Annotated in this window: 14 protein-coding genes; 3 read left to right on the top strand and 11 right to left on the bottom strand. The window is 68.3% G+C overall.

The features are described 5' to 3' along the window. Nucleotide 1 precedes the first annotated feature (1 nt). Complete coding sequence (gene pdxA, locus ABIC35_RS04705) at nt 2–1015, top strand: 4-hydroxythreonine-4-phosphate dehydrogenase PdxA (protein ID WP_354278324.1); 1014 nt, start codon at nt 2–4, stop codon at nt 1013–1015. After that, a complete protein-coding gene (rsmA, locus tag ABIC35_RS04700) occupies nt 1012–1833 on the top strand; it encodes a 16S rRNA (adenine(1518)-N(6)/adenine(1519)-N(6))-dimethyltransferase RsmA (protein WP_121077114.1) in 822 nt (273 codons plus the stop codon). The genes pdxA and rsmA overlap by 4 nt, the downstream gene beginning before the upstream one ends. Here rsmA and ABIC35_RS04695 read toward each other — a convergent pair. From ABIC35_RS04695 to ABIC35_RS04675, 5 genes are read right to left on the bottom strand one after another with little or no spacing between them, the layout of a single operon-like run. Continuing rightward, nucleotides 1830–4040: a fused MFS/spermidine synthase gene (locus tag ABIC35_RS04695; RefSeq protein WP_354278323.1), complete on the bottom strand. Its 2211-nt coding sequence runs from the start codon at nt 4038–4040 to the stop codon at nt 1830–1832. The two genes, rsmA and ABIC35_RS04695, sit on opposite strands and share 4 nt — an antisense overlap. Beyond that, complete coding sequence (locus tag ABIC35_RS04690) at nt 4037–4561, bottom strand: GNAT family N-acetyltransferase (protein ID WP_121077112.1); 525 nt, start codon at nt 4559–4561, stop codon at nt 4037–4039. Before ABIC35_RS04690 ends, ABIC35_RS04695 begins: the two co-directional genes overlap by 4 nt. Beyond that, nucleotides 4558–5082, bottom strand: coding sequence for a GNAT family N-acetyltransferase (locus ABIC35_RS04685; protein WP_121077110.1), 525 nt, complete (start codon nt 5080–5082; stop codon nt 4558–4560). The genes ABIC35_RS04690 and ABIC35_RS04685 overlap by 4 nt, the downstream gene beginning before the upstream one ends. Beyond that, a complete protein-coding gene (hemB, locus tag ABIC35_RS04680; protein WP_121077108.1) occupies nt 5079–6065 on the bottom strand; it encodes a porphobilinogen synthase in 987 nt (328 codons plus the stop codon). The genes ABIC35_RS04685 and hemB overlap by 4 nt, the downstream gene beginning before the upstream one ends. Continuing rightward, on the bottom strand, nt 6062–7003 hold the full coding sequence (locus tag ABIC35_RS04675) for a histone deacetylase family protein (RefSeq protein ID WP_121077107.1): 942 nt from the start codon (nt 7001–7003) through the stop codon (nt 6062–6064). The genes hemB and ABIC35_RS04675 overlap by 4 nt, the downstream gene beginning before the upstream one ends. Before the next feature lie 78 nt (nt 7004–7081). Between ABIC35_RS04675 and ABIC35_RS04670 the strand changes: the two genes are divergently transcribed. Further along, entirely contained in the window at nt 7082–7561 is a 480-nt protein-coding gene (locus ABIC35_RS04670) for an RNA pyrophosphohydrolase (protein WP_121077105.1), read from the top strand. A gap of 6 nt (nt 7562–7567) precedes the next feature. Here ABIC35_RS04670 and ABIC35_RS04665 read toward each other — a convergent pair whose 3' ends face one another. The 6 genes from ABIC35_RS04665 to mce all read right to left on the bottom strand — a co-directional run bounded on the left by ABIC35_RS04665 (nt 7568) and on the right by mce (nt 15103). Beyond that, the gene (locus ABIC35_RS04665) at nt 7568–8224 is read right to left on the bottom strand and encodes a hypothetical protein (RefSeq protein WP_121077103.1); all 657 of its coding nucleotides are present in this window, start codon (nt 8222–8224) and stop codon (nt 7568–7570) included. A 168-nt stretch (nt 8225–8392) separates the two neighbouring features. Next, nucleotides 8393–10402: a biotin carboxylase N-terminal domain-containing protein gene (locus tag ABIC35_RS04660; RefSeq protein WP_121077101.1), complete on the bottom strand. Its 2010-nt coding sequence runs from the start codon at nt 10400–10402 to the stop codon at nt 8393–8395. A gap of 195 nt (nt 10403–10597) precedes the next feature. Beyond that, nucleotides 10598–11605: a biotin synthase BioB gene (gene bioB / locus ABIC35_RS04655; RefSeq protein WP_121077097.1), complete on the bottom strand. Its 1008-nt coding sequence runs from the start codon at nt 11603–11605 to the stop codon at nt 10598–10600. Further along, the gene (locus tag ABIC35_RS04650) at nt 11602–12546 is read right to left on the bottom strand and encodes a heme-dependent oxidative N-demethylase family protein (protein WP_121077095.1); all 945 of its coding nucleotides are present in this window, start codon (nt 12544–12546) and stop codon (nt 11602–11604) included. The genes bioB and ABIC35_RS04650 overlap by 4 nt, the downstream gene beginning before the upstream one ends. Beyond that, nucleotides 12543–14681, bottom strand: coding sequence for a methylmalonyl-CoA mutase (gene scpA, locus ABIC35_RS04645; RefSeq protein ID WP_121077093.1), 2139 nt, complete (start codon nt 14679–14681; stop codon nt 12543–12545). The genes ABIC35_RS04650 and scpA overlap by 4 nt, the downstream gene beginning before the upstream one ends. Continuing rightward, nucleotides 14678–15103, bottom strand: coding sequence for a methylmalonyl-CoA epimerase (gene mce, locus ABIC35_RS04640; protein ID WP_121077091.1), 426 nt, complete (start codon nt 15101–15103; stop codon nt 14678–14680). Before mce ends, scpA begins: the two co-directional genes overlap by 4 nt. Between the last annotated feature and the right edge of the window lie 10 nt (nt 15104–15113).

Here is a 15113-nt window from a genome sequence, read left to right as displayed (position 1 = left end):
CGTGACGGCGGGAGGCGCCCTTCTGCCTCCGCTCGCCGTCGCGATGGGCGACTCGGCGGGGATCGGGCCGGAAATCACTGCAAAGGCGTGGGAAGCGCGCGGGGCCGAGCGCCTTGCGCCATTCTTTGCCGTGGGCGATCCCGCGGCGGTGCGCGCCGTCTGGAAGGGCCCGATCGCGCCCATCAGCGATCCGCGCGAGGCGCTGGCGGTGTTCGGCGAGGCGCTGCCGATGCTCCCGATCGGCGATACCGGTCCGGTGGTTGCCGGGGCGCCTTCCCTCGGTACCGCGCATATCGCGCTTCAATCGCTCGAGGTCGCTACCGGCCTCGCCAGCGCCGGGGCTGCCGGTGCATTGGTGACAGGGCCGGTCTCCAAGTCGCAGCTCTACGCGATCGGCTTTACCCATCCGGGGCAGACCGAGTTCGTTGCCGAGCGCTGCGGCATAACCGCAGAAAATGCCGTGATGATGCTCGCCGGGCCGACGCTGCGGGTGGTGCCGATCACGGTGCATGTGCCGCTGGCGGCGGTGCCGTCGCTGATCAGCGTCGAGCTGATTGTCGCCAAGGGCCGCGTCACGGCACGGGGACTGCAGCGCAATTTCGGCATTGCCCATCCGCGCCTGGCCTTTGCCGGGCTCAACCCGCACGCCGGCGAGAACGGCGCGATTGGGCGCGAGGAGATCGAGGTGCTGGCACCGGCGATCGAACAGCTCCGCGCGGAGGGCATTGACGCCACCGGCCCATATGCCGCCGACACGCTGTTCCACGCCCGCGCGCGCGCCGGCTATGATGCGGCGCTGTGCCTCTACCACGACCAGGCGCTGATCCCGATCAAGACGCTGCATTTCGACGACGGCGTCAACATGACGCTGGGCCTGCCGATCGTGCGCACCTCGCCCGATCATGGCACCGCCTTCGGCATCGCCGGGCAGGATGTTGCGCATCCCGGCGCGATGATCGCGGCGATCCGCATGGCCGCCGAAGCGGCGCAGCGCCGGGCAGAAGCTGCCGCGTGACTGCCCTCCCCCCGCTCCGCGACGTCATCACCAGGTACGGACTGAGCGCCAGCAAGGCGCTGGGCCAGAATTTCCTGTTCGACGGCCAGTTGCTCGGCCGCATCGCCAAGGTGCCCGGCGACCTTGCGGGCGTCGAAGTGTTCGAGGTAGGCCCCGGCCCCGGTGGTCTCACCCGCGCGCTGTTGCAGGCGGGTGCCAGCGTCACCGCCGTCGAGCGCGACCGCCGCTGCATCCCCGCACTGGAGGAACTTGGCGGCTATTTCCCCGAGAAGCTCCGCGTGATCGAAGGCGACGCGCTGGAGGTCGATGCACCGGCGCTGTTCGCGGGCAAGCCGCACGTCGTCGCCAACCTGCCCTATAATGTCGGCACCGCGCTGCTGGTCGGCTGGCTGTCGGCCGAATGGCAGCCGTGGTGGGCGAGCCTGACGCTGATGTTCCAGAAGGAAGTCGCCGAACGCATCGTCGCGCAGGCGGGGTCCGAACATTATGGCCGGCTCGCGGTGCTCGCCCAGTGGCGGAGCACGCCACGCATCGCGATGAACGTGCATCGCTCGGCCTTCACCCCGCCGCCAAAGGTGATGTCGGCCGTGGTGCACATCGTTCCCGGCGAAGCGCCCGAGGGCGTGCAGCTCCGCATCCTGGAGACGGTGACGGCCGCCGCCTTCGGCCAGCGCCGCAAGATGCTGCGCCAGAGCCTCAAGTCAGTCCCCGGCGCGCTGGCCGCGCTGGAAACGCTCGGCATCGACGCGAGCCGCCGGGCCGAGACCGTCAGTGTCGCTGAATTCGTCGCGATCGCCCGGGAACTCGGACGGGCCTAGTCTCCCGCCGAGCGGAACAGCCGCAGCACTGGTACCAGCGAGGCGTGATCGTCGGTCCAGCCGGTGAAGCCCGGCTGGCCAACGAGCGGACGCCATTCGCCATCGCGCGCCTGGAGCGCGGCCAGCACGCGCGGCGAGCGGCTGAGCGCGATCCAGTCCGACACCGCGCCCTCGTCCTGACGTTCGAGCGCGCTCGGCACATGGACGAGCCGCAGCCCCTGCCAGCCACCGGCCTTGGCGGCGCCGGCTACCACAGGCCCCAACGCGAGGAAGCGGTTGGAGATGTGGACGAGCAACAGCCCTTCGGGTGCCAGCACGCGGCCATAGGTGGCGAAGGCCTCGGCCGTCATCAGGTGCATCGGCACCGCGTCTGAAGAGAAGGCGTCGAGGGCGAGTAGGTCGAGGCTGGTCGGGGGCAGCTCGCTCAGCCGCAGCCGCGCGTCGCCCACGAGGATCTGCGCTTGCGGCGCGCAGCGTCGGAGGAAGCTGAACTTGCCGGAGTCGCGGGCGAGATGCACCACCGCCGGGTCGATCTCGAAGAAGCGCCACGACTGGCCGGGCTTGTCATAACAGGCGAGCGTACCGGTCCCGAGCCCGACAACGCCGATGCGGGCGTTCGGCCCGTAGAGCGCCGGTGCCGCGAGCATCGCCTGCCCCACGCCCGATCCGGCTTGATAATAGGTCGTCGGTCGCATCGCCCGGGCACCCTTGAGCTGCACGCCGTGCACCGTGGTGCCATGCGCGAGCCGCCGCTGGTCGGGCTGGTCGCTGACCGTGTACACGCCGAAATAGCTGCGGGTGCGCGCGCCGCTCAGCGACGTCTCGATAGCGGTATAGCCGCCGAACAGGAACAGCCCGCCAGCGAGCGCGACGGTGAAGGGCCAGCGCGCGCCGATCGTCACCAGCCCGATCAGCGCCACCGCTACGAAGCCGAGCTGGATCTGGATCGGACCCAGCAGCTGCACGTGCAGCGCGACGAACACGATCGCCACCACCGCGGCACTCAGCGCCAGCCCGACGGGAAGCCGATAGCGGCTCGCCCAGAGCCGCGCGAACTCAGCTGTCAGCGCGCGCTGCGGGATCAGCAGCCCGGCGGCGAGGATCAGCAGCGGATATTCATAGGTCCAGTCGAACAGCACCGGCGCCAGCAGCCCGGCAAACACGCCGCCCAGCGCGCCGCCCACCGCCATGGCGAGGTAGAAGCCGGTCAGCCGTTCGGGCGGCGGCCGCAACGCATAGAGCCGGGCGTGGCAGGCGACCGCCACAGCGAACAATAGCACCAGGCCGATCAGCGCGTTGAAATAGGCGAGCCGCGAGTCCCCGGCGACCAGGGTCGCGCCGAACAGCAGCAGCACCAGCGGCACGCAGCGCTCGAGCAGGTCGTCGAGCAGCGCAGAGCTGCGAAAGGCGACGGGGAAGCTCAGCAGGTACAGCCCGAGCGGCAGCACCCAGAGCAGCGGCACCGCGACGATATCGGTGGTGAGGAAGGTCGTCGTCGCCAGCATCAGCCCCGAGGGCACCAGCGCGAGCGCGATCCAGCGCGCCCAGTCGCGCGCCACGGTCGCGGGGCGATCGGAGCGCGGCGCGGGCAATGCCTCGCCCTTGGGCAGGCGGCTCGCACAGGCGAGCACCAGCAGCGCGACTAGCGCATAGCCGATCGTCCACAGCCAGCTCTGGCTGCGGAGCCGCAGCAGCGGCTCGACCAGCAGCGGATAGGCGAGCAAACCGCCGAAGCTGCCGATGTTCGAGGCGGCATAAAGCGCATAGGGGTCGCGCCCATGGCTCGCCACCGCATACCAGCGCTGGAGCAACGGTGCCTGGGCGGAAATGGCGAGGAACAGCGGCCCGATCGCCGCGACGAGCAGCCACGGCACCCACAAAGCCGGCTCGGCCCCCGCCGGGACCTGCATCGTCCCCAGCCCGATCGGCAGCCAGAGCGCCGCGAAGGCGAGCACACCGATATGCACGCCCGCCTGGGTCCGCACGCGAAATCGCCCCAGCCAGTGCGCATAGCCATAGCCGACCAGCAGCAGCGCCTGGTAGACGAGCATCGCCGAGTTCCACACCGCGGGCGCGCCGCCCAGCCGGGGCAGCGCCATCCGCGCAACCATCGGCTGGATCAAAAACAGCAGGAACGATCCGCCGAGGATAGCGGCCACGAAAAGCGCGCGGCGGGCGCCGCCGGCCTGCGCTTGCGGATCGGTCACGGGCGAGCGATACGATAGGTGCGGTGGCGCCGCAGTTCGGGGATGGCGGCAGGATGGTCGAAGTCGGCATCGAGCGCACGCTGCATGCCGAGCCGCTCCATCAGCCCCCAGCTGCGCGCATTCTCCTCCACGGTGATCGCGGCTATGCTCGGCACGTCGAGATGCTGCCAGCCCCAGGCGAGGCTCGCCCGCGCCGCTTCGGCGGCATAGCCCTGCCCCCAATGCTCCACCGCGAGCCGCCAGCCGATCTCGACCTCACCTTCGATCGGGGTGCCGGTAGCACCCGGCTTCAACCCGCAAAAGCCGAGGAAGCGGCCGTCCTCCCGCCGCTCGATCGCCCAGAAGCAATGGCCATGGCTGGCCAAAAAGCCGATCTGCCGGTCGATACCCGCGTCGCTCTCGGCGCGCGACTGCATCGGGCCGATAAAGGCCATGACGCGCGGATCGGTGCACATCGCGTGGAACGGTGCGCGGTCGGTATCGGTCCAGCCGCGCAGCCGGAGTCGTTCGGTCTCGATCATGGTCGGGGGATGGCGAAGGCGACGCTGGGGCGCAAGCGATGCCCGGCGGGATGCACCGGATGCTCGAAATCGGCGAACCAGCGCATACCCAGCCGCGACATCAGCGCCTGGCTCGGCAGGTTGGACGCCGAGGTGATCGCAACCACGCGGGGCTCGGCGCGGTGCACCCAGGCCCAGTCGAGACTCGCCGCCGCCGCCTCGCGGGCATAGCCCTTGCCCCAATGGGCACGCGCGAACATCCAGCCGATCTCGAGCTCGCCGGCGATCGGGGTGTCGGGCGCGCCCGGCTTCAGCCCGCAAAAGCCGAGCACCGCGCCGTCCTCCCGCCGCTCGACGACCTGGAAACCCAGGCCATGGCTGGGGCCATAGCCGAGATGCCGGGCGATCGTCGCCCGGCTATGCGCCGGGGTCTTCACCGGCCCGAGGTCGCGCATCACCTCCGGATCGCTCCACATCGCGTGGAGCGCATCGAAATCGCGCGGCTCGGGCGGCCGCAACAGCAGCCGCGCGGTTTCGATCATGCGCCGAGCAGCCGTGCCGCCAGCGGCGCGTGATAGGTGAGAACCCCCGAACAGCCTGCCCGCTTGAACGCCATCAACGTCTCCAGCACCAATGCCTCGCGATCGCCCGCGCCGACGGCAGCAGCGGCCTCGATCATGGCATATTCGCCGGACACCTGATAGGCGAATACAGGCACTTCAAAGGCGCTCTTCACGCGCGTGACGATGTCGAGATAGGGCAGACCCGGCTTGACCATGACGCTGTCCGCGCCCTCGGCGAGGTCGAGCGCCACTTCGCGCAGCGCTTCCTCGGCGTTGGCGGGGTCCATCTGATAGGTCTTCTTGTCACCCTTGAGCAGCCCGCGGCTGCCGACCGCGTCGCGGAACGGACCGTAAAAGGCGCTCGCATATTTGGCGGCATAGGCCATGATCTGAACGTTGACCTGGCCGTCGCCTTCCAGCGCCGCGCGGATCTGGCCGACGCGGCCGTCCATCATGTCGCTCGGCGCGACGATATCCGCCCCTGCCTGCGCCTGCACCAGCGCCTGCTCGACCAGCACTGCCGAGGTTTCGTCGTTGAGGACATAGCCGGCGGCGTCGACGATGCCGTCATGGCCGTGGCTGGTATAGGGATCGAGCGCGACATCGGTCAGCACGCCTACTTCGGGCACCGCATCCTTGATCGCGCGGATCGCGCGGCACATCAGATTGTCCGGATTGACAGCCTCGCGGCCATCTTCGGTACGCAGGGCGTGTGGCGTGTTGGGGAACAGCGCCAGGCACGGGATGCCGAGGTCTCGGGCCTCGCGCGCACGGTCGACGATGCCGGCCAGGCTCCAACGCGAGACGCCGGGGAGCGCCGCGATCGGCTCCTCTTCCGTACCTTCGGTCACGAACACCGGCCAGATCAGGTCGGCGGGGGTGAGCACGGTTTCGGCATGGAGACGACGGCTCCAGGCCGAAGCCCGGGAGCGGCGGAGGCGAAGCGCGGGATAGTGGCTCATGCGGCGTCAGATGCGCCTTGATTGCGTGCGTTGCAAGCGTCGCCGAGCGCTGCCGCGCCGAGGGTAAGGATCGACCTCGCATGCCGCTGCGCGACCTCCAGCGCATCGCTGCCATAGCCGCCGCCCAGCGTGCTGGCGAAGGGAATGCCGCGCCGCCGCAGCGTCTCCGCCACCCAGCGATCGCGCGCGACCAGCCCCGCCCCGCTCAAGCCGAGCCGACCCAGCCGATCGTCCGCGAACGGATCGACCCCGGCCTGGTACAGCACCAGGTCAGGGTCGAACTGGGCGAGCAGCGGCAGCAGGGTCGCCTCCAGCGTTTCGAGATAGGCAGCGTCCCCCGTTCCGTCGGGCAGGCCGACGTCGAGGGTCGAGCGCGCCTTGCGTACGGGGAAGTTCTTCTCGGCATGGATCGAATAGGTGGCGATGTCCGATCGCCCGGCGGTGAGCGCAGCGGTGCCGTCCCCCTGGTGCACGTCGCAATCGACGATCAGCACGCGGGCGGCATGGCCCTCCTCGGTCAGGCGCACCGCGGCGATGGCGAGGTCGTTGAACACGCAATAGCCGGCCCCCGTATCGGCCAGCGCATGGTGGCTGCCGCCCGCACTGTTCGCCGCATAGCCCTCGGACTGTGCAATGCGGGCGGCGAGGAAAGTGCCGCCGGGCACCCGCTCCGATCGACGCGCGACCGCGGGGGTGACGGGAAAGCCGATGCGCCGCGTCTTGTGCGGCGGCACGCGCGCCTCCAGCACTTCGGCGACATAATCGGGGTCATGCACCGCCTCCAGCCAGCGTCCGGGCATTGCCTCGGGTGCATGCCAGGTGACGCGGGCGCCCTCCGCCTGGAGCAGGTCGCGGACCAGGCCGTTCTTGTTCCAGAGATAGGCGCTGCCTGCCGGCGCCGGCGCGACATAATCGGGGTGGTGGACGACGGGGATCACGCCGCCAATCTAGGGAGTGGCTACTGCGTCCGAAAGACGACCCTTCCGTCAGGTCTCCCGCCGCTCTAGGGAAGCGCCATGACCGATCCCGCTTCGCTTCCCTATCGCCCCTGCGCGGGCGTGATGCTGCTCAATCGCGATGGCCGCGTGTTCGTCGGCCAGCGACTCGATTCGACGCTGGAGGCCTGGCAGATGCCGCAAGGCGGGATCGATCCGGGCGAAGATGCTCTCGAAGCCGCCTTCCGCGAGCTTTGGGAAGAGACCGGCGTCGCCCGCCACTATGCCGAGCTGATCGCCGAGGCGCCGGAGGAACTGCAATATGACCTGCCTGACGACCTGATCGGCAAGGTATGGAAGGGCAAGTGGCGCGGCCAGCGCCAGCGTTGGTTCCTGTTGCGCTTCCTCGGCGAGGACGGCGACATCGATATCGCGACGGCGCACCCGGAGTTCCGCGCATGGCGCTGGGCCGAGCCGGTCGATCTTCCCGAACTGATCGTGCCGTTCAAGCGGGCGCTCTACACCCGGCTGCTGGAGCTGTTCGCGCCGCACCTCGGCTGAGCGAGGTCAGGCGCTGCGGCGGGCCGGCATCACCGCGAAGGACAGGCCGGTAATCGTGCCTAGCACGACGCCGGAAACGACTCCGCCGATCAGTCCGCGGATCGCGATCTCGAGGCTGCCCGGCTCGGCGCTGCCGACCGAGGCGGCGACATAGATGCACGGCAGGGCCGCGCCCCAGCCGATCGCGTTCACCGCGACCCACCAGTGTACCTGACCGGCCGCGCGGTACAGCACCAGTGCCTGCGCCGTCCCGAACAGCAGCCCCAGCCCAAGTCCGAAGCCGGCGGCCGCCACTGCGGTCTGGAACAGCGTCTCCACCGGCGGCAACAGCGGATCGCCGTCGAGCGGCGGAAACACCGCGTACCACGCGCCGATCGACCAGACGCAGATTCCGACGAGCGTCGTTGCGAGCACCCAGGCGCGCAGGTTGAGCGCCGGGAACTGCCGGCGCAGCGCCCAGCCCTGCAGCAGGCCAAGCGTCAGTCCCTGGATCGCGCCGCTGCATGCTTTGGCGAAGAAGACCAGCCATTCGGCGGTGACGCCTACCGGCACCGGATCAAAGCGGTCGACGGTGACCCACCACAAGGCCGCCGCGCCGATGCCGAGCAACTCGCCCGCCGCGCACGCCTCTATCCAGCGGGTGAAGCCATCCTCTTCCTGCACGTCGCCATCCTTCGGGGGCTTGCGGTCTTCGGGGGTAAACCGACGAGCGCCTCTCTTGTATCACGATTGAGACACGAGTTTCCCAAACGCCACAAGCCCGGAAACAGGCGGAGAGCAATGGATAAATGGATACGATACCGTATCGATGTGAAACGTATCGCGCCTAACTCACTCGAATTCAAGGATCGCGGCGTCGACCGCTAGGCTGTCGCCGGGCCCGAAATGGGCGTGCTTGACGGTGCCGGCGCGCTCGGCGCGCAGGATGTTCTCCATCTTCATCGCCTCGATCACCGCGAGCGCCTGCCCCGCCTCGACCTGGTCGCCGGGCTGGACGTGCAGCCGGGTGAGCAGCCCCGGCATCGGCGCGAGCAGGAAGCGGCTCATGTCGGGCGGCAGCTTCTCGATCATGTGCGCGCGATATTGCGCGACATGCGGCGGCAGCACCTCGACCAGATGCGCTGCGCCGTGCGCGGTGAGCTTCCAGCCGGTGCGGGTACGATCGACGGCGGTCGCGAATGCCTCGCCGTCGATGCGGGCGAAGAACTGCGGATCGCCCGCGCGCCAATGGCCGGAGACTTCCAGCGGCGCCTCGTCGCTCGACAGGTTGACCAGCAGCCCGGTGTCGCAACCGTCGACGGTCACGTCGAAGCGATGCTCGCCAATCCGCACCGAGCGCTCCGTGGACAGGGTCACCGCGCCGAGCTGGCCGGAGATTTCCGCCGCCCGTGCGGTTCTTGCGAGGTCGAGCACCACCGCGACGGCGGCGAGGCGGCGGACCAGCCTTTCGTCCGCGGGAGCGCCGTGGAAGCCCTCGGGATATTCCTCGGCGATGAAGCCGGTGGTGAGTTCGCCCGAGCGAAAGCGCGGGTGCTGCATGATCGCCGAGAGGAAATCGATATTGTGGCCGATGCCGTCGATCCGGAAACGGTCGAGGGCGCGGACCTGCAGGTCGGCGGCTTCGTCGCGGGTCGGCGCCCAGGTGATCAGCTTGGCGATCATCGGGTCATAGAACATGCTGATCTCCGAGCCCTCGGTCACGCCGTCGTCGATCCGAATGTACCCCTGGCCCGCCTTCTCGGCCGTCGGCGGCCGGTAGCGCACCAGCCGACCGGTGCTCGGCAGGAAGCCGCGATAGGGATCCTCGGCATAGACGCGGTTCTCGATCGCCCAGCCGTTGAGCTTCACCGCGTCCTGGCCGAACGCCAGCTTCTCGCCGGCCGCCACGCGGATCATCTGCTCGACCAGATCGAGCCCGGTAATCGCCTCGGTCACCGGATGCTCCACCTGGAGCCGGGTGTTCATCTCGAGAAAGTAGAAGCCCTGCCCCGTCTTGTCGGCGCCCGATACGATCAGCTCGACCGTGCCCGCGCTGTAATAGCCGACCGCCCGCGCCAGCGCGACCGCCTGCTCGCCCATCGCCTTGCGCATCTCGGGCGTGACGAAGGGCGACGGCGCTTCCTCGACGACCTTCTGGTGGCGGCGCTGGATCGAGCATTCGCGCTCGTTGAGGTAGACGATATTGCCGTGCTGGTCGCCCAGCAGCTGGATCTCGATATGGCGCGGGCTCTCGATGAACTTCTCGATGAACACGCGGTCGTCGCCGAAGCTCGCCAGCCCTTCGCGCTTGGTCGGCTCGAAGCCTTCGCGCACGTCCTGCTCGTTCCAGGCGAGCCGCATGCCCTTGCCGCCGCCGCCGGCCGAGGCCTTCATCATCACCGGATAGCCGATCTCCGTCGCGATCCGCACCGCATGCTCGGTATCGGCGATCTCGCCAAGGAAGCCGGGGACGACGTTCACCCCCGCCTGCTTGGCGAGCTTCTTCGACTCGATCTTGTCGCCCATCGCCGCGATCGCCCCCGGCGGCGGCCCGACGAACGCGATGCCCGCCTCGGCACAGGCCTTGGCGAAGCTCTCGCGCTCGGAGAGGAAGCCATAGCCGGGGTGGATCGCATCGGCGCCGGTTTCCTTGGCGGCGAGCAGGATCAGGTCTGCGCGGAGATAGCTCTCCGCCGCCGGTGCGGGCCCGAGCCGCACCGCCTCGTCCGCCATCCGCACATGCGGCGCGCGGGCATCCGCATCCGAGTAGACCGCGACCGTGGCGATGCCCATTTTCTTGGCGGTGCGCATCACCCGGCACGCGATTTCGCCACGGTTGGCGACGAGGATTTTCTTGAACATCAGAGCTTTATTACCCCTAGAAGCCAAAGGCTGACGACCGAAAGGGCGGCCATCAGAAGAAATAGCGGCGGCCAGACGATGGCGCGGTAGAGCCATGGCCGCCGCAGTTCGAGCCGAAGCATGGAGGGGCTGGTCGCCCAATCGACGAAGGGGAAGGCTATCGCCCGCCAAAGCCAATCGAGCTCGTGCGGCACGTTACTCTGCCGCCTCCAGCTCCACCTTGCACTCCGCCGCCATCGGCGTGATGCCGAGGCGGGCGAACAGCGCGGCGTCCTTGTCGTCGCCGGCATTGCCTGCGGTCAGCAGCTTGTCGCCGGTGAAGATCGAGTTGGCGCCCGCCAGGAAGCACAGCGCCTGGGTCGCATCGCTCATGCTCTCGCGGCCCGCCGACAGGCGAACCATCGAGCGCGGCATAGTGATGCGCGCAACGGCAACCGTGCGGACGAATTCGATATCGTCGATCTTGGCGAGCGGCGTGTCGGCGAGCATGTCGCCCAGCACCGTGCCCTTCACCGGCACCAGCGCGTTGACCGGCACGCTGCCCGGATGCACCGGCAGGGTCGCCAGGGCGTGGATGAAGCCCACCCGGTCCCCGCGCGTCTCGCCCATGCCGACGATGCCGCCGCAGCACACATTGATGCCTGCCTCGCGGACATGCTCCAGCGTCTCCAGCCGTTCCTCAAAGCTGCGGGTGGTGATCACCTCGCCATAGCGTTCGGGCGAGGTATCGATATTGTGGTTGTAGTAATCGAGCCCGGCATCGGCGAGAGTCTTGGCCTGCGCGTCGGTGAGCATGCCCAGCGTCATGCAGGTTTCCATGCCCATCGCGCGGACGCCCTTCACCATCTCGACGATGGCGCCCATGTCGCGGTCTTTGGGGTTGCGCCAGGCGGCACCCATGCAGAAGCGGGTCGAGCCATGGTCCTTGGCCTGCGCCGCCGCCTGCAGCACCGCGCGCGGATCCATCAGCTTGGTGGCCTTGAGGCCGGTATCGGCATGCGCCGACTGGCTGCAATAGCCGCAATCCTCGGGGCAGCCGCCGGTCTTGATCGACAGCAGCGTCGAGCGCTGGACCTGGTTCGCCGGATGGTTGTCGCGGTGGACTTGCGCCGCGCGGAACACGAGTTCGGTGAACGGCAGGTCGAACAGCGCGGCGATCTCGTCGCGGGTCCAGTCGGTGCGCACGGGGGATTCGAGGGTCAAGCAACTAACTCCGGTGAACGGTTACGCCGCTCGGCATAGCGGGTGAGTGCCTCGGCGTAAAAGGGCGCCGCGCGGCGTTCGTGCTCGCCGCTGCCGATCCCCGCGACGGACTGGGCGACGCTCGCGACGGCACCGTCGCTCAGCCGGTCGAGCGGCTCGACATGGATGCCGATGGTGAACAGCACTGCCCCGCTTTGGGGCAGGCGGCGCAGCGTCTGGCGCTCGCAGCGGACGAACAGGGTCGCGCCGGCATTCTCCGCCGTCACATGGGCGAAGCGGACCTGGGGGTCGTCCTGCGGCAGGTAGCGCCAGGCATCGCTCGCCACGACGAACCAGTTGGTGCGCCCGAAGATCGGGCCCGGCTGGAGCGCCGCGAAGAAATGGTCGACGCCCGCGGCGAGCTGCTCGGCATAGCCATGGATCGGCGCGTGTATCGGGGTGAGCGCCTGGCCCAGCTTTTCGGAAAGATGCCAGTCGGTGGGAAACGCCAGCGCGGCAGCGGTGAGGCGGTATTGCCCGGAAGCGTCTGGCGTGAGGATGCAGAGGTCTTCCCAAACGCCAGCGGCAGCCGTGCGGAGCGCGTTGGCAACAGGCCTCGTCGCTCCCTCCAAACCGTCATCCCGGCGAAAGCCGGAATCCATTGCCTCCTCCGGCTCGGCCCTTGCTGCAGGCGTTGAAGCGAATGGGTCCCGGCTTCCGCCGGGATGACGATCCTGATGATGGCGCCGCAAGAATATCTCCGCGACCTCTTCGACCGCACTTTCCGCCTCCGGCAGCACCCGTACGCAATCCGGCTCGGTCGCGAACACCGCTGCGCGCGCCGCCAAATCCGCCCCCGGCGTTAGCCACTCGGCCTCCGGCACGCGCACCAGCCCCATGCGCAGCACCCCACCGCCGCGCGCGCGGGACAGCAGCGCCTCGACGGAAAAGCCCAGGCTCATTCGGCGGCAGCCTCGAGCGGCGGCATGTTGTGGCCGAGCAGCCGCAGCACGTCCGCCGCGCACTCCACAACGTTCGAGCCCGGGCCATAGATGCCCTGCACCCCGGCCGCGCGCAGCATCTCGTAATCCTGCGGCGGGATCACGCCGCCGGCGATGACCTTGATGTCGCTCCGCCCCGCTTCGCGCAGGCCGCGGATCAGCTCCGGGATCAGCGTTTTGTGCCCGGCCGCGAGGCTGGATGCGCCGACCACGTCGACATCGCTTTCCAGCGCCAGCACCACGGTTTCCTCGGGCGTTTGGAACAGCGGGCCGCTGACCACCTCGAACCCCATGTCTGAAAAGGCCGAGGCGATGACGTTGGCGCCGCGATCATGCCCGTCCTGCCCCATCTTGGCGACGAGCAGCCGCGGCTTGCGGCCCAACCGACGCTTCACCGCCTCGACCCCGCGCACGACTTCGGCCCAGCGATTGTCCTCTGCGTACGGCGCGGCGTAGACGCCCTTCACTGGCGTCGGCTGGGTGGCGTAGCGGCCGAACACGTCTTCCATCGCCGCGCTGATCTCGCCCAGCGTCGCCCGCGCGCGGGCGGCCACGACGGCGAGTTCGAGCAGGTTGCCACCGGACTTCGCACCGTCCCGCAGCGCGTTCAGCGCCGCTTGGCACGCCGCTTCGTCGCGCGCCGCCTTCACCCGCTGGATCCGCGCGATCTGGCCCTCGCGCACCGCGGCATTGTCCACCTCGAGCGTTTCGAGAAAATCCTCGCTCGGCAACCGGTATTTGTTGACGCCGACGATCACATCCTCGCCGCGATCCACCCGCGCCTGGCGCGCAGCGGCGGCTTCCTCGATCATCGCCTTGGGCCAACCGGCCGCGACCGCCTTGGCCATGCCGCCCTCAGCCTCGACCCGCTCGATGATCTCCCAGGCCTTGTCGACCAGGCTCTGGGTGAGGCTCTCGACATAATAGCTGCCGCCCAGCGGATCGACGACCTTGGTCATCCCCGTCTCTTCCTGCAGCACGATTTGCGTGTTGCGTGCGATGCGGGCGGAAAAATCGGTGGGCAGCGCGATCGCTTCGTCGAGCGCGTTGGTGTGGAGGCTCTGGGTCCCGCCCAGCATCGCCGCCATCGCCTCGATCGTGGTGCGGATGACGTTGTTGTACGGATCCTGCTCGGTGAGGGACACGCCCGAGGTCTGGCAATGGGTGCGCAGCATCTTCGAGCGCTCGTCCTGCGCGCCGAGCTGCGTCATCACCCGGTGCCACAGCACCCGCGCGGCCCGCAGCTTCGCTACTTCCATGAAGAAGTTCATACCGATTGCGAAGAAGAAGCTCAGACGACCCGCGAACTTGTCGATATCGAGGCCCGAGGCGACGCCGTACTTCACATATTCCATGCCGTCGGCGATGGTGAAGGCAAGCTCCTGCACCTGGGTCGCGCCGGCTTCCTGCATATGGTAGCCGGAGATGGAAATACTGTTGAATTTCGGCATCTTCGCGCTGGTATAGGCGAAAATGTCTGAAATGATCCGCATGCTCGGTTCGGGCGGGTAGATATAGGTGTTCCGAACCATGAACTCCTTGAGGATGTCGTTCTGGATCGTCCCTTCCAGCTTCTCCTGCGGAACCCCCTGCTCCTCGCCCGCGACGATGAAGAAGGCCAGCACCGGGATCACCGCGCCGTTCATCGTCATCGAGACCGACATCTGGTCGAGCGGAATGCCGTCGAACAGGATCTTCATGTCCTCGACGCTGTCGATCGCTACGCCTGCCTTGCCGACGTCGCCGACCACGCGCGGATGATCGCTGTCATAGCCGCGATGCGTGGCGAGATCGAAGGCGACCGACAGGCCCTTCTGCCCCGCGGCGAGGTTGCGGCGGTAGAAAGCGTTCGACTCCTCGGCGGTGGAGAAGCCTGCATACTGGCGGATGGTCCAGGGGCGGCCGGCATACATCGAGGCCCGCACGCCGCGGGTGAAAGGGGCAAAGCCGGGCAGTCCGGGATCGACACCCGCCACATCCTCTTGCGTATACAGCGGCTTGACCGGAATACCTTCCGGCGTTTCCCAAGTGAGATCCTTGCCCTTCACTTCCTTGGAAGCGGCGGCGGACCATTGGTCGAGCGTGGGTTTGGTCATGCCGCATGCTCCCCGCGCGGCGTTTCCATGATTTCGGTCAGGATGCCGCCCATGTCCTTGGGATGGACGAAGAAGATCGGCGTGCCGTGCGCGCCGATGCGCGGCTCGCCGAGCACCTTGCAACCCTTGGCCTCGAACCAGGCCTTGGCCTCGTAGATGTCGGGCACCTCGTAGCAGAGGTGATGCTGACCGCCCGCCGGGTTCTTGACGAGGAAGCCGTGGATCGGCGAGGCCTCGCCCAGCGGCTCGATCAGTTCGATCTGGCTGTTCGGCGTATCGACGAAGCAAACCTTCACGCCCTGCGCGGGCAGGTCGAACGGTTCGCGGATCACTTCCGCCCCCAGCACGTCGCGGTAGAAGGCGATCGAGGCTTCGATCGACGGCGTCGCAACGCCGACATGGTTGAGACGGCCGAGTTTCATCGCAGTCCTC

The sequence above is a fragment of the Sphingomonas trueperi genome (genome assembly GCF_040545965.1).
Classification (GTDB): domain Bacteria; phylum Pseudomonadota; class Alphaproteobacteria; order Sphingomonadales; family Sphingomonadaceae; genus Sphingomonas; species Sphingomonas trueperi_C.
The sequence above is the reverse complement of the archived record's forward strand: the minus strand, read 5'-3'. Positions and strand labels throughout refer to the sequence as shown.